Below are 18,787 nucleotides of genomic sequence, written 5' to 3' on the forward strand. Positions count from 1 at the left end.
CCTGTTGTCATAATCCTGATACTGTAAAAATAATTATCTGTAAATGATGTCGCTTCTTCCTGGTCCGTTAGAGATCATTGTGATCGGGAATCCAATATGTTTTTCTACGAACTCTACATATTTTCTGCAGTTCTCCGGAAGATCCTCGTATTTCTTGATTCCGCGGATATCACATTTCCAGCCCGGAAGTTTCTCGATAACTGGTTTTGCTTTCTCAAGCTGTACAGTGGTCGGGAATTCTGTTGTTACCTCTCCATCAATCTCATATCCTGTGCAAACCGGGATCTCATCCAGATATCCCAGAACATCCAGTACTGTAAAAGCAACGTCTGTAGCTCCCTGGAGACGGCATCCGTATTTGGATGCAACACAGTCGAACCATCCCATACGTCTCGGACGGCCTGTAGTAGCACCGAACTCACCACCGTCACCGCCACGTTTTCTCAGCTCATCTGCTTCCTCGCCGAAGATCTCAGAAACGAATGCACCTGCTCCAACTGCACTGGAGTAAGCTTTGCATACGGTTACGACCTTCTTGATCTCATATGGAGGCAGGCCTGCACCGATGGCACCATAAGCAGCCAGTGTGGAAGAGGATGTAACCATCGGATAGATTCCGTGATCCGGGTCTTTTAAGGTTCCAAGCTGTCCCTCAAGAAGAACCTGTTTTCCCTCTTTCAGTGCATTCCAGAGATAGAGAGATACGTCGCATACGTATGGCTCAACCATCTTCTTGTATTCCATCAGCTCATTCATGATGTCTTCCGGTTTCAGAAGAGGCTTATGATAGAGATGCTCAAGTGTTACGTTCTTGGTCTCGCAGATACGTACAACCTTCTCTTTCAGTGCTTCCTCATCAAAAAGCTCACTTACCTGGAAGCCGATCTTTGCATATTTGTCAGAATAGAACGGAGCGATTCCGGATTTTGTGGAACCGAAAGCCTTGCCGCCAAGACGCTCCTCCTCATACTGATCAAACAGAATGTGGTAAGACATTACCATCTGTGCTCTGTTGGAGATCAGGATCTTCGGTGCAGGTACTCCACGGCTTACCACTTCATTGTACTCTTTAAAAAATACAGGAATGTTCAGTGCAACACCGTTTCCGATGACACTGGTCGTATGTCCGTAAAACACACCTGACGGAAGTGTATGAAGTGCGAATTTACCGTAATCATTTACGATGGTGTGACCCGCATTGGCTCCACCCTGAAATCTTACGATGATATCGGCTTTCTCAGCAAGCATATCTGTGATCTTGCCTTTACCTTCATCTCCCCAGTTTGCTCCTACTACTGCAGTTACCATAACACAGTTCCTCCTTGTGTCTTTCTCTATTATTCGGAATGCCACGTTATCTGTTATCATCCACAGAAAACTGACATTCTTGTCTGTGTTCTTTTTATGCTTACAGCATTATACGTTGATCTCAACCTTAACGCCAAGCAGATCTTTATGCGCATCCAGCACCGGCTGCACCACATTTGCAATGAAAGCTTCTGTCTGCTCTTTGGCACGTCCTGTATATCTGGACGGTTCCATGGCCTTCTGAAGATCCTCAAGAGTCAGGTTAAATGCCGGATCTGCTGCGATCAGCTCAAGAAGATTGTTATCTTTACCCTCTACCTTCACGTTCTTTCCTGCTTCCATGGAAAGCTCACGGATACGCTCATGAAGCTCCTGACGGTCTCCGCCTGCCTTAACTGCATCCATCATGATATTCTCAGTTGCCATAAACGGAAGCTCAGACATCAGTCTCTTCTCGATAACCTTCGGATAAACAACCAGTCCGTCTACAACATTGAGGCAGAGATCCAGGATTCCGTCAATCGCAAGGAATCCTTCCGGAACGCTGAGACGCTTGTTTGCAGAGTCATCCAGAGTTCTCTCAAACCACTGTGTTGCAGATGTGATTGCCGGGTTCAATGCATCGATCATCACATATCTGGACAGGGAAGCGATTCTCTCACTTCTCATCGGATTTCTCTTATATGCCATAGCGGAAGATCCGATCTGGGATTTCTCAAATGGCTCCTCTACTTCCTTCAGATGCTGAAGAAGACGGATATCGTTGGACATCTTATGTGCACTTGCAGCGATTCCCGCAAGGATATTCAGCACACGGGTATCAACCTTTCTGGAATAGGTCTGTCCGGAAACCGGATAGCAGGATCTGAATCCCATCTTCTCTGCGATCATCGGATCGATCTTGTCGATGGTCTCCTGATCCCCGTCAAAAAGTTCCAGGAAGCTAGCCTGTGTACCGGTTGTTCCCTTGGAGCCAAGAAGCTTCATAGTACTTAAAACATATTCAAGATCCTCCAGATCCATCAGGAATTCCTGTGTCCACAATGTTGCTCTCTTACCTACGGTTGTCGGCTGTGCCGGCTGGAAATGTGTAAATGCCAGAGTAGGCTGATCCTTATACTGTGCAGCAAACTTGGACAATTCTGCGATAACGTTCACAAGTTTCTTGCGTACAAGCTTCAGTGCTTCTGTCATAACGATAATATCAGTGTTATCTCCTACATAACAGGAGGTTGCTCCCAGATGGATGATGCCTTTTGCCTTCGGGCACTGTACACCAAATGCGTATACGTGAGACATTACATCATGGCGAACCTGACGCTCGCGCTCCTTAGCCACATCATAATTGATATCATCCGCATGAGCCTTCATCTCGTCAATCTGCTCCTGGGTAATGTTAAGGCCAAGCTCACGCTCCGTCTCAGCAAGTGCGATCCACAGTTTTCTCCATGTGCGGAATTTCATGTCCGGGGAAAAAATGTACTGCATCTCTTTGCTTGCATACCGCTCTGACAGCGGGCTTACATATCTGTCTGTATTCATTATTATCCTCCTGATTGCATACATCCGGGCCGGAATGGCGAAAAGTCCGTTATCTGCCCGGCTCTGGTTAATTCACGCCTCTTGAAATTATATAACATTGCCTCTTTAAAAGCAACCGTTTGTTACTCCATATCACTGTGGAATTTTCCCAGAAATTCCTTCATTCTTCCATTATCTGAAGAAAATACTTCCTCTGGGGTTCCTTCTACTGCGATCACACCCTTATCCATAAAGATGATCCGATCTGAGATATCTCTTGCAAAATTCATCTCATGAGTAACGATCACCATGGTAATATGCTCCTGAGCAAGATCCTTGATAACCTTCAGGATCTCACCTGTAAGCTCCGGGTCAAGTGCAGATGTAGGTTCATCAAAAAACAGGATCTTCGGGTTCATGCAAAGCGCACGGGCAATAGATACTCGCTGCTGCTGGCCTCCTGAAAGCTGGAAAGGATAAGCCTTCTCCTTATCTGCAAGACCCATTTTCTTAAGAAGGCTTCTTGCCTGTGCATAAACTTCGTCTTTTTTTCTTTTCTGTACTTTTAAAGGTGCATCCACAATATTCTTCATCACGGAAAAATGCGGAAACAGATTAAACTGCTGGAACACCAGTCCCACATCACCATGCTTGATGATCTCGCCGCTATCCGGTGTTTCAAGACCTGTTGCACAGCGCAGGATAGTAGACTTGCCGGAACCGGAAGGGCCGATAATGCTTAAAACCTCTCCCTCTTCCACATCAAGGGAGATATCTTTGAGAACTTCCAGTCCGTCAAAGCTTTTTTTGATATGTTTCATTTCAAATAATTTCATATTGTATATTCTCCATTCCGATTAACGGTAGTAATTCATACTCTTCTCAACCTTCTGCATCACAATGGCTACCAACAGGTTAAATACATAATAAAACACAGCTGCAATCACAAAAGGCATCATAGTCGTCTGTGCACTTGCGATCTGCTTCGCAATGGTAAACATCTCCGCTACTGCAACTACAAATGCAAGAGAGGTATCCTTGACCAGCGTAATAACCTCATTTGTGATGGACGGCAGAATCCTCTTGATTACCTGCGGAAGGATGATGCGGAAAAATGTCTGCACTCTGTTGTAACCCAGAATTTTCGCAGCCTCATACTGTCCTACAGGCATGGACTCAATACCCCCGCGGTAGATCTCTGCAAAATAAGCCGCATAATTAATGGCAAACGCGATAAATACAGCAATCAGGCTGTATCCCATAGAAATGCGGATGCCGAAAATGAAATATGGTCCGAAATATACAACCATAAGTTGCAGCATAAGAGGTGTTCCTCGCATGATGGATATGTAAGCAGATACAATTCTTCGTATCATCTTTTTCTTGGACATTCTGCCAAAACAGATCAGAAGTCCCAGTGGCAGAGAAAACAGCAAAGTTACAAAAAAGATCTCAATGGAGACCAGCATTCCTCCTGCCAGCTGCTGAAGCATTACACTAAAACTCATTTTTTTCCTCCTGGTTCGGAGTATCTGTCCCTTTTATGGAACTGATACCTGTAATTCCTGTAAACAACAGGAAATGAGCGTGCCCGGTATTTCAATATGCACCGAAGCACCCTCATTTCCTTTTTTATGCAGAAACCTCAATAGCTTCTGCTATGTTTCTTATTTCTACTGTTGAACAGTTCTCTGATAAAACTATCTGCTCTTATTTGGACTCGGAATCTGCATCCTTATCTGTGCTGTCTGCACTTTCCTCTGCGTCAGCTTCTGTGGAATCAGAATCTTCTGCATCCTTATCCTCGCTGATGCAGAGCATGCTCTTATCCAGTTCATACTTATCCGCAAGCTTGTCAACCTCGCCTGCCTCATCAAGCTTCTTAACCTCATCCCATACAAGATCCTTAAGCTCGTCGTTGCCCTTCTTGAATCCGATACCATACTGCTCATTCTGAATCGGCTCGTCAAGGATCACATATTTATCCTTGCCTCTCTGGGAAAGCTGATAGTTGGCTACACCGATATCAACCGCAACTGCGTCTGCAGCACCGGAATCAATGTTCATAAATGCTGTATTGTAATCCGGATTCTCCGTAAGAGATGCAAAGCTGTCCTTGAGATCTTTGTTATCATCATTGTTCAGCGCATCAAGTGCAGCGGATGCAGCCTGTACAACTACGTTCTTTCCTTTAAGATCTGCAAGCTTCTCGATTCCGGAATCCTTGGCAACTACCATCACCTGCTCATTGTTGATGTAAGGATCTGTCCATGTGTAGTCATCCTCACGTCCGTTAATGGTGAAACCGTTCCAGATACAGTCAATCGTTCCGGAATTCAGCTCCATATCCTTGGAATCCCAGTTGATCGGTTTCTTAACAAGCTCCCAGCCAAGATTATCACATACTTCCTGTGCCAGGTCAAGGTCAAATCCTACATATTCTCCATTATCATCCTTATATCCGAATGGCGGATACTCCGCATCAAATCCGACGATCAGGGTCTTATCCTCAACACCTGCCTGTACACTGACTCCTGTTACCATCATCCCTATTGTCATCGCTGCCGCCATTACTACTGCAACTGTTCTCTTCTTCATGATTGTTCTCCTTTATTTATCATTCCTTTATCACGTGGTCACTCTACCACGCGAAAGCGTATGGTTATAGTAACATACCAAAAAGAAGCTGTCAAGAGGGAACCTTCTGCTGATCCAGATAATCTTTATATTTCTGCCTGGAATTCTTGAGATAAGTTCTTGAAATGGGAATTTCTGCCCCTCCTACTATGAAACTGTTCTTATTTAGGGAAGTAACTTTCTCCAGATTAATCAGGAAACTCTGATGGCATCGAAGAAAACTGCTGTCCGCCAGCTGATCAGAAAAATCTGTAAGCCTTGCCCTGCACCGGATAACTGTACCGTCTGTGAGGTGAAAAACCACATTATGCAGGCTGCTTGATATGTATGCCAGACGTCTGTGCTGCAAAGTATATATCTGCGTTCTGTACTGAAAGTGAAGCACCTTTCCCCCATCCAGCTCACAGGAGCGCAGGATCGGTTTCATCACATGCTCCAGTTCCCCGATCCCTACGGGTTTAGTGATATAGTTAAATGCAAACACTTCAAAAGCTTCTTTATAGAAGTGATCATTGGCCGCCACCAACACGACCGGAACATAATTGCCCCCAAGCCTTATGGCACGTACGGTCTCCAGACTTTCTCCCTTTTCTCCGTCCAGTCCCATAAACAGGACATCACATCTCTTATGTTCATCTTTCAGCCCTTTAAGAAGGCTCTCTCTTTTCCTGTACACCAGGAGCTCTGCCTCCGGAATCAGCTCGGAAAGCTTCTTTACCAGTTTCTGTGCATCTTTCCGCACTTCATCACACACTGCAATCGTTATAACTGCCATAGTTCATGCTGCCCTTTCCTGTTTTTCGATGTAAACCTTATAGGTTTATTTTATTTTTCCATGGGCTGTCTTTCAATATGTGCTACTAATTGTGCCTTGTTTTTTTACAAATTATTGCAAATCATGAACCATTTCCGTATAATAATGCCATAATATATCAAAAGGAGACAAAAACAATGTCTGAATTCAGCAGCAAATGTCGTGAATACATCAAAAACACTGGAGAGACTGTCTATCAGCTATCTGCCTCTTCCGGACTTGACAGGACTTCCCTGCAGCGTATGATCACAGGCAAACGGCTGCCAGGCACAGATTTCGTCCGCCAGTTCTGTGACTCCATCCGTATCAACCCTGCACAGCGCCAGGAACTGATGGAATTATATAAGATTGAAAAGATAGGAAAAGAAGTTTATTATAACCGAAAATATATCCAGGAGCTTCTCCGTGTGATCAGCTCTCAACAGGCTTTTTCACAAACCGCATTCCGCAGACTTCCTGCACTGCCTTTTTACAGAGGAGAATTCTCTTTTGACGTGGAGAAAAAAGTTCTCAGTCTTTTTGAAGACATCCTGCTTTCCGGTTCCGAAGAACAGATCCGCACCAATATACCTGCTGGCTGCCGGCTTCTTGTACAGATTTTTGCCCATCTGTATCCACAGTATCATAAGCTCCCGCCGGTAATCCAGGTTCTTCCGCTTCTCCAGAATCCCAAGACATCACCGGATTGTAATATGAATCTGGATACTTTTCTCTGCACGCTCCTGCCGATCCTGTCCGGTTTCCAGAATTACCAGCCTTACTATTACTACACCCGGTTCGGGCGTGAGGATCTGCAGTTTGAACTGTATCCGTTTTTCTTTATCACAGAGAAACGGCTGCTTCTTCTTTCCTCAGACATGATGACGTTTATTTTCACAGATAATCCGGAAGTTGTCCGTTCTTATAACCAGGAGTTTCAGCGTATCCTTAACAATTCCAGACGCCTTTTCCAGCAGTCTGACTCTCCTGAGCAGATTCTTAATATTTTCGGAGCGATCTTCCAGTCAAAAGCTACCACCAATTTTGCACTGGAATCCCACCCCTGCCTTGCACTGATGTCCTATGGTCCGGAATTTATCCAGGCTTTGTTTACTCACAGAGATGTTGATCTTTGCAGCCCGGTCTATACACAGCTGTCTGCAATTATGAAACAGCCACAATTTACTTTCGCAGCTAATGAAACCTCCTGCAATTATTTTACCCTGGATGGTCTTCGCAAGCTGGCAGATACCGGTCTTTTTAATGGTCCGTATTCCTACCATCAGACGCCTCTTCCAAAGTCTGTGCGCCAAAAAGCTCTCCAGTATCTTCTGGATACAGATATGGGAAATCAGAAATGCAAGAATTCTGAAACCTTCCATTCTTTCTGAAACAGGAATCCATCTGGAAGTTCTGTCGGATTACTCTGTATTTCTCTGCTTTCTCTCAGAGAAAGATACCTTCCTCTGCATTTATCTGAAAGAGACCAGCATCGGACAGGCACTGGACGATTATCTCTGTTCTCTCGCAGAAGAAGACGCGGTTTATACACAAAAAGAAGCCCGGCAGCTCCTGCTCGGACTTCTTGAAGGGCTCTCATCATGAGCCTGTACTTCTGTGATATTCTCTTGTAATATCTTCCAGAAAACGATCTGTCTCCCCGGAAGCGATCTGCTCCTGGGGAAGACTGATAAAACAGTTCAAAATTTCAGAAACCTCTTTTTTCATAGGTTCTTCCACCTTCAGTTCGTCTTCTGTCTTCTCAAAATCTTCCTGTGTATGCACACTTCTGTATGCCAGAAGATATGTTTTCAGAGCTTCTTCTAATTTTTTCACCTGCCATGCCATCCAGAAACAGTCCAAAGCCTTATCCATCTGGAACAGATAACTGTAGGCACATCCCTGATTATGGAAAATCCGCTCTCTCATCTCATCTGAAATCGCAGCTGCATCTTCTTTCTCAATAAGCTTCTGATAAACACGGATGGCATTGACATACATCCGGTTCTCCATCAGTGCATCGCCTTTTCGCTTCTCTCTTATCTCTTCTGCTTCCGCATTTCGTGTCTCGATCCTTGCATTCAGGCTTCGAAGCTCTTCATAGGCAAGATAATTGATCTCCTTAAAAACAGGGTACAAAACTTCCTCAAGCCCTGCCTCCCTGCCGATATAAGGCCGAAGTTTTGCTGCGAGCTTGGGCAGTTCCAGTTCCTCCTCAATCCAGGTACACAGCTTCTGATTGATCAGTGAACTGTCTATCAGATACAGATTGTTATAAAAATAATAGCAGAGTTCTTCAATAGAATAGATGTTGGTGCTGATATTCTCTATGAAAAAAGGCTTCTCTGCTTTTCTTACCTGACATAAAATATATCCACTCATGCCTGTTTCCTTTCTTCTGTCTCATCCCAACGTACCAGTTCCTTCCAGACTTTTCCGCTGGATGGATACATCTCTCCGAACCCAAGATCCTTTACTGTGATCTCACAGTCTTTCGGTGATACATATTTCAGTTCCAGAGACAATCTCGTTGTCCTGTTCGGACGCTTGGGAATCCCCGGGAGAGACATGGCTACACGCCTCTTTTCCGGTTCATCCGGAATTCCCACAACAAACACCAGCTCCTCCGTATCATCCAGGATCAGTTCACAGCCTGCTCCGCACTCATACCAGTTATAACCGCCTTCGATGAGCGGATAGTAAGCCGGGGAGCCCATCACACGCATATCCATTCCCACATCTGTTGTCACAAGGGAATCACTTAAGAAACGGTAGCCTTTCAGCTTCTTATCCTCCAGACGGTCCTTACCGGCTATGCAGGCACCTTTTGCAAAAAGGTTATTTCCATAAAATACCTTCCGCCCCTGATGGCAGAGAAGCCTCACTGACTGCTGTGCCCACTGCTGGTCAAATCCTTCCCCTGTGATCTGTACGCTGGAAAAAAGCTCTTTTCCCAAAGTTTTGGTCACAAAGCGGCAGAACTCCACATCCCGGATCTCATCTTCCGATGGAAGCTGTGTACTTACCGGTTCTTCCATTTTTACAAGGAACGGTCTTACAGATCCATTGATCGTCAGTTTGCGGAACGTTACGTTCTCTCCTATAAATGTGTACCAGCCTACACTTCTGTTCCATGTTTCACGCTTCTGGCCCAGTGCATAATAATAAAAACTCTCACCATAATCCATAAGCATGTATTTCTCAGCCGGAAAACCAGCCAGGCTGCAGGCTTTCTGGTAATTCCGCACCTGAACTCCTGTAAGCTCCGGTGAGGTGATACATAAACACTTTGTATTTTTTACGATATCCTGAATTCCGAGAAATCTCAGGATTCCCTTTAAGAAACAGGACAGAAGCTCTGCAGGATCTTTCTCTTCTCCTGCTACCTGAGGTTTCTCCTCCCTGCGGCAGATATCATAAATATTTCCAACCATGATGCCGCCTTTTTCCCTGGCAAAATATTCCGCTTCCAGTCCCACACAATAATCATCATGTTCTGCACGGTAACAGAGGCATCCCGGTGCCTCATACTGACTGGTTCCCACCTTCATGGAAAGAGAACGGGCTTCTTCTGCCTTTCTGTCGTAGTAACAGATCTGCGTATATTCTTTTCCTATATCGATTCCTATGATCAGATCACGAATTTCATTCATCTTTCGGATTCCTTCTCTATGATAAACATTTCTTTGACGTATTGTTCCTGACGAAGATACTGTTCAAGCTTCTCCCTGACTTCCTGTTCTTTCTCCAGTTTTCTGGCACAGAGAATCTGGTTGATCAGCAGATATTTACTGGATGCCCTGTCATCAGTCTGGTTCATTGTAAGAACTTTTTCATCTGTCTTATGCACTCCGTCTGCATCCTCTGTCTGGAAGTAATAGCGCAGGGTTTCTCCGTAAAACAGAGTAAATGTCTTCACAAAAATTCCTTCATATATATTACGCAGCGGTTCGCTCTTATATTCCGGTGCAGTTCCAAGCCCTGTATCCAAAGAATAATACAGTGTAACGGAATCCTCGGGAGAACCATGATATTCCACGAATGTCTTATCATCCAGCTGGTAAGGCTGCAGGATAGACTGATCCAGATCTGCAAAAAATGCAAACATCTGACCTTCTTTTACACAGGAAGCAAGGATCTTCTCTTCCAGCGCAAGGATTGCTTCATCAGAATCTTTCTCCTCAGAAAGAATTTTCAGAAGTGCCAGATCACAGATCCTGTCACCAGGCCATTCTTTCTCCTGTCTGCATTTCAGGTACTCGCAGATACATGGTGTCTCCGGCTTGTCTTTTACAAACATTCCGTAAGCCTTCATAGTGAGGTAAGCTCCTATCACACGCTCTTTTCCGGAATGGCTGACATACGCTTTCAGGATCTTCTCTCCTTCTTCCCTGTAATCTGACGTATACATCAGAAGAGAAAGGATCCTCTCCTCCAGCTTGTAGGTATCCATCTCAAAACCACAGGCACTTTTCCAGATATCCAGAAGTTCATCCACAGGTCCGAAACGGAACTTCATGAGATACTGCAAGATTACCTCGTCATAGATCCCCGTACGATATACATAAGAAGCAAGGGCGATCAGTTCCTCATCCTCCGCACTGTCACAGCGGATGATCATTCTGCTGACCAGCTTCAGAAGTGCACGTTCATCCACACCTTCAAAACCAAAGGCTTCCACAACACTCATTGCCTGTGGAAAAAGCCCTCTCTGGATCAGGATCGTAAGCAGTGTCTTCTTATCCACCATTGCATATTCACGGTAATCCATTCTTTTAAGATATACATCCAGATCCTCTCCCTGGATGTGGGCACTGTAATAATCAAGAATTCTTTTTCGCACAAGACATCTGTACTCTTCGGTAAAAGCAGCAGAACGTACCAGCTTATGGAAAATTCCCAGATTTTCTCTGGTAATCTCATGGCTTTCACAGTAATAAAGCAGCACACCCGGTTCATCTGCTCCCTTCTCCAGAACTGCCGGAACCATCTCCCTGTCGTCAAATAGCGGAGAACGGTTGTAATCCACAGTTGCAGCATAACGTCTCTGCTTCTCATCCTGGAAAACAACAGCTGCATCCTTCGTATAAACGCGTGGATAGGCAACGCCGTGAATACACGGATAGATTTCCTCCTTATTTATCTGTCTGTGTCGGACGATCACACTGCGTACCTTAGGATCATCTGTATACAATCTGCTGGTAAACATTCTGGAAGCAGTTACCTGTGCTTCCTCACTGTTTCCCGGTTCCCTCATAAATTCCTGGTAGACAGCTGCATAATTCTCATTCATCCGGCCTTCACGGAGCTTGCGCAAAGCAAATTCTCTCATGCTCTCCCTGTAGCTCTCATAAGTCTGCGGATCACGTTCTTTCTCAGCGATGATGCAGGCATAAAGATATGCGCGCTTAGAATCTCCAAGTGTATTGTTGTTATAAGTAAAATACATAAGAAGCGGCTTCGGCAGTGCTCTTCTGTAAGAGGTATCCAGTGTTTCCACATAATATTCATACAGTCTTGTGATACGGATTCCCCGATCCACAGCCTTGGAAAACCAGCGGAAATATTCTGCCCTTCTCGGATTTCCCTTCATAATGTATTTACAGATAGCCTCAACTGTATCATCCTCAGGGAATGCCTCGCATCCCATGACCATGGCACGGTAAAGGCTCTCATTAAATGTTTTCTCGTAACCTGAAAGATAAGACAGACGCATCACAAGCTCCTCTGTAAGCATCTGTTCCCTGCCCGCAAAAAGGAATACCTGCGCCCAGAAACGATTCATTCTGTGAAGCAGCGACATATCTTTGCAGATGCTGTTCCATGCTTCCAGATACAGAAACGGACTTGTACATCCTCTCTCAAAGAGTTCCTCCATAAGAAAGATCTTTCTGGATGGGGAAAGATTCTGATCCATGTCAAACAAAAGCTTCAGAAGGATAAAACTGTCCTCCTTCTGCATCTGGAAATTCTGGATCTTACGCAGAGCCTGGGATTTATCTCCGTAAATACCGGTCTCCACACAAAGATAAAGATAAATTCCGGCCAGTTCCAGTTCATTATGATGAAAGGACTTGTTCTGATATCGCGCCAGAATCTTCTCTGCTTCCTCATCGTTACCTTCCAGATGAAGGACATATGCCTCAAAAAGCTCATACTCCGGATATTTCAGCCCGTTCTCACCAAGCTTGTTAAAACGCTCATGGGCATTCGCTGTCCAGGTATCAAAATCCACTCTGCCACAGACATATCCCAAATATTCCCTGATCATCTCAGCCCTGTATTGTTTCTCCAGAAGATCGATATTTACAGTACTCTCTGTTCCGCGGGATGCCAGCACCCCAAAGATCAGCTTCTGATATGGAGTCCGTACAATGATCTCCCCGTACTGGTTGCCTCGACCCATTCTCTCTCTGTGAATCACGTAATTCACTTCGCAGGCACTTCCGATAAAATCGTCCTCCGTAACAACATGTTTGCTGACTTCCAGAAAATCTCCGTTTACTTCGATATCAGCACGCAAATGTCCCCAGCCGCTTCTGTGGATGTAAAGTGACTCCTGAACAGTCTCTCTGACATCATAGAAATTCGCCTCATCTTTATTCAATTCCAGAGTTACTTTCTCCTTGGCACCTACAGCTATCAGAAATTCCTCCAGATGCTGGTATGTCACCGGCTGCTGGGACAATCCAGCATAAAGGGCACGGATCTTCTCACTCTGATCTTTAAGGATCAGGGAAAAATGAGGTTCAGTAAAGATCCTGTATGCCTCACGGGAATCCCTCTTCGCAATCCGGATAAATTCATCCAGTGAAGAAACCTTGCCGCCAGAACTCTTCACTTCTTCTGTTTTTGTCGTTACCTTAAACGGAAGTTTATATTCTCCGATGCTTGTTGTAAAACACAGCCATCCCTCAAAGCACTCGCCTGGCTCCATTCCTTCTGCGTCTACTCCATACGGCATACGCACCGTTGTTCCTGAAAAGCGGTCAAATCCCGGTACCAGCCGCCTGTCTGAAGATGTGACAAAGCCACTGATTCTGCGGTTATCATCTGTTCCAAAATAGATCTCATTCTTTGTCGTATCTCCTGCTTTAAGACTGACGGAGATCTCATCCTGGGAAAACAGAAGCCCCGGCTGTTCATAAATAAATTTTCCGTTAAGAAGCTGTTCTATCCTCTTTTTCAAAATATATACTCCTCGTCATATACACTGTTATTATCATTCATATTTTATGATTATACACCAGAACCAAAAGCGGTGCAACAGGTGTTCGCCTTTGTCCCAAACGGAAAGTTTTTGTTGGAAAAGCACGAAAAGCGTGTCCTTTTCATAAACTGTATGGAAATCCCCTTTGAGGTGAATCTTTGAAAACTTTCCCAAAACCGCTGTCTGCTGATGAAGAGCAGCACTATCTGCTCCGCTTCCAAAGGGGCGATCCGGAAGCCAAAAACATTCTGATCGAACACAATCTCCGTCTGGTAGCCCACGTTGCAAAGAAATACCAGAGCTGTGAAGAAGACCCGGATGACCTGATCTCCATTGGCACCATTGGTCTTATCAAAGCTATCTCCACCTTTGACTTAAGCCGCACTTCCAGACTTTCCACATACGCTGCCCGCTGTATTGACAATGAGCTTCTTATGATGCTGCGCGCCCGCAAAAAATGCTCCAGGGAAGTCTCTCTTTACGACCCGATCGGCACTGACCGGGAAGGCAACGAGATCAGTCTTCTGGATGTGATTGAAAGTCCGCCGGTAGATGTTGTGGAAGACTGTTTTAAACGGGACAATATTTCCCATCTTCTTAAGCACATCAAAAACAGCCTTTCTCCAAAAGAGTACCATGTGATCTGCTGCCGCTACGGTCTGGGCGGCCAGGAGCCCCTGACCCAGCGGGAAATCGCAAAAGATCTCTTCATCAGCCGTTCCTATGTATCCCGCATCGAAAAAAATGCACTACGAAAACTCAGAGCTCTTTTTCCCGAAAAGCAGTAAAGGGGAGAACGTTTTTCCGTTCTCCCCTGGTAATATCTTATTCACCTCTTCGAAGGATATCAAATACCTCCGGTGTCTCAGTAAGCTTCACATAGATTCTCTGCTGTGCATGCGGTGCACTCTCCATGGACTCGCCTTCTTCATTGTAGATAGCTTCTACCTGAACAGAAATATTTCTTCCGTCCGGCTTCATGATCTCGATGGTCTCTCCTACAGAAAACTTATTTCGCTGCGTCAGTCTCGCAAGCCCTCTTTCATCGATTTCCTCTGCAAATCCAAGATATGTGTACTCTCTCACATAAGTATTGCTGTCGTAGATCTGTGTGTTCTCATCCGGTTTTCCGTAAAAAAATCCGGTTGTAAACTGACGATATGTACAGTTTGAGATCTGTTCCTGATACCATGGCATATTTTCATGATACTTCTCCGGGCTTTCCAGACAGTCATCAATAGCCTTACGGTAAGTTCTGGCTACTGTTGCCACATAAAGAGCTGTTTTCATACGGCCCTCGATCTTCAGACTGTCAATACCGCTTGTCAGAATATCTTCCATATGCTCTACCATACAGAGATCCTTGGAATTGAAAATAAAAGTTCCTCTCTCATTCTCGAATACCGGCATGTATTCCCCGGGACGCTTCTCCTCAACAACAGAATATTTCCATCTGCATGGATGTGTACAGGCTCCCTGATTGGCATCCCTTCCGGCCATAAAATTGCTGAGCAGGCATCTTCCTGAATAGGAAATGCACATCGCTCCATGGATAAATGTCTCGATCTCCATATCATCCGGAATGTGTGCGCGGATCTCACGTATTTCCTCCAGAGAAAGCTCTCTGGCACTTACCACACGCTTTGCACCAAGATTATACCAGAAACGATATGTCTCATAGTTGGTATTGTTGGCCTGAGTGCTGATGTGACGTTCGATCTCCGGACAGATCTCTTTTGCATACATAAAGATTCCCGGATCTGCGATGATCAATGCATCAGGACCAATCTCTTTCAGTTCCTGAAGATATTCCCTTACTCCCTCAAGATCTCTGTTATGAGCCAGGATATTCACTGTCACATAAACTTTTACGCCATGGTCATGTGCAAATCTGATACCCTCGCACATATCCTCTTTTGAAAAATTCTTAGCTTTTGCACGAAGTCCAAAAGCTTCTCCACCGATATAAACGGCATCTGCACCATATATGACGGCAACCTTCAAAACCTCAAGGCTGCTCGCCGGAACCAAAAGTTCTGGTCGTTTCATAAAACCTGTTCTCCTGTTTTTATGCTTACAGCTGCTCCGTCTCCCAGCGGAAGGACCGAAGTACGAAGTATGGGACTGTGGGTCAGCTGCCAGAGATATTCTCTCATTCTCTTATAAATTGTTCGGTTGCGCCGTTCCACAAGATAGTGGGATTCAATAAGGTCTCCCTCCTGCAGAACATTATCTGACACCAGTACACTTCCTTCTTCCATCAGGCGCAGCACATCTGGCAACCAGTTGATATACTGGCCCTTAGCCGCATCCATGAAGATCATGTCAAACGTTCCGGTAAGTTCTTTCAAAATCTCACCGGCATCCCCTTCCAGAAGTGTAATCTGGGATTCTCTTCCTGCACGTCTGAAATTTTCCTTCGCAACAGGAATTCTTTTTTCATAATTCTCTATGGTGGTGATCTTAAGATCCTCCGGTCCATATTCGCACATAAGAAGTGTGGAGAAGCCTACGGCAGTCCCCACCTCCAGAATTCGCTTAGGCTGTTTCATGGCCAGAAGCATCCTCATAAAGCTCTGCATATCCCTCCGGATGATCGGCACCCTGTTCGCAAGTGCCTGTGCTTCCAACTCCTGCAAAAAAGGAGTATTCCCCATATCAAGAGAATTGATATAGGTTTTCATGCGTTCTTCTACGATCACTGGCTGTTCGATCCTTCCTCACTATCTTCTCCCGACAGCACGGCCAGTATCCTGGTCGGAGTGTAAGCTGTGCTCAAGAGATATGTACCTGTCTTGATCTGTCCGTGATATGCGGACATTCTCTCCTGTACTGCAAAAGCAAGTGCATCTTTTACAAGACCTTTCTGTTCAAGTGTCCTGCCAACATTATATGCAGATGAACCTTCTTTGATAACCACAGTCACCTGCTGTCCCTCACCAGGGCTCATAGCCTGCTGGTTGAACACATTATAGCCAAACTGATATGTTGATTTTCCAACCCAGATCAGAAATACAATGACGCAGATATACAGGGCAATCTTAAATACCCCTCCAGCCAGAAAAACGCCGGCTCTGCCCAGCTTGTCTCTTGTGTCTGCCATAGTTTTTCTTCCTCCTATAAATCAGGAATCTGTATGTCTATCCCGGCCACCAGAGTTCTGCAGATTCTCTGCATCAGTCTGCACAGTGCAAGCTCAGCGTCAAGATAGGCATTCACTCTCTGATTCTGTCTCAGACTTGCAGACTCCTGGTTGAGCTGCTCCGCTGCATGAAACAGCTCATCCTGGTTTACCTGGCTCTGAAGTCTGAAATTATCTCCCCGGAATCTCATCACCCTTGCCTTAAGCTCAGGATCTTTATCAAGCTGAGCTGCCTGTTTCTGATATTCCTGGTATTCACTGCTTCTGTGCACAGCATCGAGAAGCCTCTCAATGTCCATGCTGATCTCATCCATGTTCTTATGCCTCCATAATGATTGGCAGGATCATCGGACTTCTCTTGGTACGTTTCCACAGATATTCGCCCAGAGCATCTTTTACCTCAGTCTTAATCTTGCCCCAGTCTGTAATGTTGTTCTCCAGACAGGAATCCAGTGCGGTCTCTACGACCTGTTTTGCATGCTCCATAAGATCCTCGGATTCTCTTACATATACAAAACCTCTGGAAACAATATCCGGTCCTGCAAGAACCACATTGCTGTGACGCTCCAGTGTCATAACTACGATCATGATTCCGTCCTCAGACAGATGCTGGCGGTCACGAAGCACGATATTTCCAACATCACCCACACCAAGTCCGTCTACAAAAATTGCTCCTGTGTGGACGCTTCCTGTTACTTTTGCATCCTGTCCATCCAGTTCCAGTACATTGCCGGAAGCAAGAATAAAGATATTCTCCTTCGGAATTCCAAGATCCTCCACAATGTGTTTCTGTGCTGTCAGATGACGGTACTCTCCATGGATCGGAATCGCATATTTCGGCTTCACAAGGGAGTAGATCAGCTTGATTTCCTCCTGGCAGGCATGTCCGGAAACATGGACATCCTGGAAGATAACCTTGGCGCCCTTCATGGACAGCTCATTGATAACCTTCGAAACGGCTTTCTCATTTCCGGGAATCGGGTTGGAACTGAAAATAATGGTATCATTCGGCTTGATGGTGATCTTTTTATGGATATTGGCTGCCATACGGGAAAGTGCTGCCATGGACTCGCCCTGGCTTCCCGTTGTGATCAGAACAACCTTGTCATCCGGATAATTCTTCACCTGATCGATATCAATCAGCGTATTCTCCGGAATCTGAAGATAGCCAAGCTCAGATGCCACGGAAATAACATTAACCATACTTCGGCCTTCTACTGCAACTTTTCTTCCAACACGATATGCAGTGTTGATAATCTGCTGCACACGGTCGACATTGGAAGCAAATGTTGCAATAATGATCCTGGATGCACGGTATTCGTTAAACAGGTTATCAAATACGTGCCCTACTGTACGCTCGGACATTGTAAATCCCGGTCTCTCGGCATTGGTGCTCTCGCACATCAATGCAAGAACCCCTTTCTTTCCGATTTCAGCAAAACGCTGAAGGTCGATGGCATCTCCGAATACCGGCGTATAATCTACCTTAAAGTCTCCTGTGTGTACCACGATTCCTACCGGAGAGTAGATGGCAAGTGCAGATGCATCCTGGATACTGTGATTGGTCTTAATGAATTCCACAGCGAAATCTCCAAGATTGATCACCTGTCCATGCTTCACTTCTTTCATCTTCGTGGAGCGCACAAGATTGTGTTCTTTCAGTTTATTGCGGATCAGTCCCAACGTAAGCTTGGTCGCATAGATCGGAACATTGACCTCTTTCAGTACATACGGAAGTGCTCCGATATGATCCTCGTGTCCGTGAGTGATCACAAATCCTTTGACTTTTGAGATGTTCTCCTTCAAGTACGTTACGTCAGGAATAACAAGATCGATTCCCAGCATATCATCTTCAGGAAAAGAAAGTCCGCAGTCTACAACTACAATGCTGTCTTCATACTCAAAAGCAGTGATATTCATTCCGATCTGTTCCAGACCGCCTAACGGTATGATCTTCAGTTTCGAGGATGATCTGCGGTTATTGTTTTTCCGTCCGGAAGGTCTGCCGCTGTTTCTTGCCGGTCTCTGTGTGTTTCTGAAATTGTTCTTTACTGTTCCAGTGGCCGCTGTCTTCTTTACTGCCGAGCGGAAGGGCTTGTCCTGACGGCTCTTATTGTTATTATTCCCGCCCCTGTACTGTCTTGTCCTTGATCCAGCGTTTCTCTGTCTTGGTCCC

Annotated in this window: 16 protein-coding genes; 2 read left to right on the forward strand and 14 right to left on the reverse strand. The window is 45.3% G+C overall.

Going from position 1 to position 18,787, the window contains the following annotated elements; translation table 11 throughout:
• Positions 1-33: 33 nt before the first annotated feature.
• The 6 genes from AC04Q4_RS07175 to AC04Q4_RS07200 form a co-directional block, all read right to left on the reverse strand.
• Positions 34-1,308, reverse strand: a complete 1,275-nt coding sequence (locus AC04Q4_RS07175) for an adenylosuccinate synthase (protein WP_119240432.1) — start codon at positions 1,306-1,308, stop codon at positions 34-36.
• A gap of 108 nt (positions 1,309-1,416) precedes the next feature.
• Positions 1,417-2,850 carry an adenylosuccinate lyase gene (purB, locus tag AC04Q4_RS07180; RefSeq protein ID WP_118624081.1) on the reverse strand — a complete coding sequence of 478 codons (1,434 nt, stop codon included), beginning with the start codon at positions 2,848-2,850 and terminating at the stop codon, positions 1,417-1,419.
• A 122-nt stretch (positions 2,851-2,972) separates the two neighbouring features.
• The gene (locus AC04Q4_RS07185; RefSeq protein WP_173737315.1) at positions 2,973-3,665 is read right to left on the reverse strand and encodes an amino acid ABC transporter ATP-binding protein; all 693 of its coding nucleotides are present in this window, start codon (positions 3,663-3,665) and stop codon (positions 2,973-2,975) included.
• 21 nt (positions 3,666-3,686) lie between these two features.
• Complete coding sequence (locus AC04Q4_RS07190; RefSeq protein ID WP_173737316.1) at positions 3,687-4,337, reverse strand: amino acid ABC transporter permease; 651 nt, start codon at positions 4,335-4,337, stop codon at positions 3,687-3,689.
• Between the two features lie 202 nt (positions 4,338-4,539).
• Positions 4,540-5,427 (reverse strand): transporter substrate-binding domain-containing protein, encoded by an 888-nt coding sequence (locus tag AC04Q4_RS07195; RefSeq protein ID WP_476388777.1) that lies wholly within the window; start codon positions 5,425-5,427, stop codon positions 4,540-4,542.
• Positions 5,428-5,518: 91 nt separating this feature from the next.
• On the reverse strand, positions 5,519-6,241 hold the full coding sequence (locus tag AC04Q4_RS07200; RefSeq protein ID WP_173737318.1) for a LytR/AlgR family response regulator transcription factor: 723 nt from the start codon (positions 6,239-6,241) through the stop codon (positions 5,519-5,521).
• A gap of 176 nt (positions 6,242-6,417) precedes the next feature.
• Between AC04Q4_RS07200 and AC04Q4_RS07205 the strand changes: the two genes are divergently transcribed.
• Positions 6,418-7,650 (forward strand): hypothetical protein, encoded by a 1,233-nt coding sequence (locus tag AC04Q4_RS07205; protein ID WP_476388778.1) that lies wholly within the window; start codon positions 6,418-6,420, stop codon positions 7,648-7,650.
• 208 nt (positions 7,651-7,858) lie between these two features.
• On the opposite strand, the gene AC04Q4_RS07210 is transcribed toward AC04Q4_RS07205, so the two are convergent.
• The 3 genes from AC04Q4_RS07210 to AC04Q4_RS07220 are packed head-to-tail and all read right to left on the reverse strand — an operon-like array spanning position 7,859 to position 13,448.
• A complete protein-coding gene (locus AC04Q4_RS07210; RefSeq protein ID WP_476388779.1) occupies positions 7,859-8,641 on the reverse strand; it encodes a hypothetical protein in 783 nt (260 codons plus the stop codon).
• Positions 8,638-9,912, reverse strand: a complete 1,275-nt coding sequence (locus AC04Q4_RS07215; RefSeq protein WP_476388780.1) for a DUF5716 family protein — start codon at positions 9,910-9,912, stop codon at positions 8,638-8,640. Before AC04Q4_RS07215 ends, AC04Q4_RS07210 begins: the two co-directional genes overlap by 4 nt.
• The gene (locus tag AC04Q4_RS07220; protein ID WP_476388781.1) at positions 9,909-13,448 is read right to left on the reverse strand and encodes a DUF5717 family protein; all 3,540 of its coding nucleotides are present in this window, start codon (positions 13,446-13,448) and stop codon (positions 9,909-9,911) included. The genes AC04Q4_RS07215 and AC04Q4_RS07220 overlap by 4 nt, the downstream gene beginning before the upstream one ends.
• Positions 13,449-13,627: 179 nt before the next feature.
• Here AC04Q4_RS07220 and sigK point away from each other — a divergent pair, with 179 nt between their 5' ends.
• Positions 13,628-14,257: an RNA polymerase sporulation sigma factor SigK gene (sigK, locus tag AC04Q4_RS07225; RefSeq protein WP_173756932.1), complete on the forward strand. Its 630-nt coding sequence runs from the start codon at positions 13,628-13,630 to the stop codon at positions 14,255-14,257.
• Positions 14,258-14,294: 37 nt separating this feature from the next.
• Here sigK and AC04Q4_RS07230 read toward each other — a convergent pair whose 3' ends face one another.
• From AC04Q4_RS07230 to AC04Q4_RS07250, 5 genes are read right to left on the reverse strand one after another with little or no spacing between them, the layout of a single operon-like run.
• On the reverse strand, positions 14,295-15,518 hold the full coding sequence (locus AC04Q4_RS07230; protein ID WP_173737323.1) for a peptidase U32 family protein: 1,224 nt from the start codon (positions 15,516-15,518) through the stop codon (positions 14,295-14,297).
• Positions 15,515-16,171: a class I SAM-dependent methyltransferase gene (locus AC04Q4_RS07235; RefSeq protein ID WP_173756936.1), complete on the reverse strand. Its 657-nt coding sequence runs from the start codon at positions 16,169-16,171 to the stop codon at positions 15,515-15,517. Before AC04Q4_RS07235 ends, AC04Q4_RS07230 begins: the two co-directional genes overlap by 4 nt.
• Positions 16,168-16,572, reverse strand: a complete 405-nt coding sequence (locus AC04Q4_RS07240) for an endolytic transglycosylase MltG (protein WP_173756938.1) — start codon at positions 16,570-16,572, stop codon at positions 16,168-16,170. Before AC04Q4_RS07240 ends, AC04Q4_RS07235 begins: the two co-directional genes overlap by 4 nt.
• Positions 16,573-16,586: 14 nt before the next feature.
• The gene (locus AC04Q4_RS07245; protein WP_173756940.1) at positions 16,587-16,925 is read right to left on the reverse strand and encodes a YlbF/YmcA family competence regulator; all 339 of its coding nucleotides are present in this window, start codon (positions 16,923-16,925) and stop codon (positions 16,587-16,589) included.
• A gap of 4 nt (positions 16,926-16,929) precedes the next feature.
• Positions 16,930-18,570: a ribonuclease J gene (locus AC04Q4_RS07250; RefSeq protein ID WP_173756973.1), complete on the reverse strand. Its 1,641-nt coding sequence runs from the start codon at positions 18,568-18,570 to the stop codon at positions 16,930-16,932.
• Between the last annotated feature and the right edge of the window lie 217 nt (positions 18,571-18,787).

The organism is Blautia sp. HA8986 (assembly GCF_056504635.1).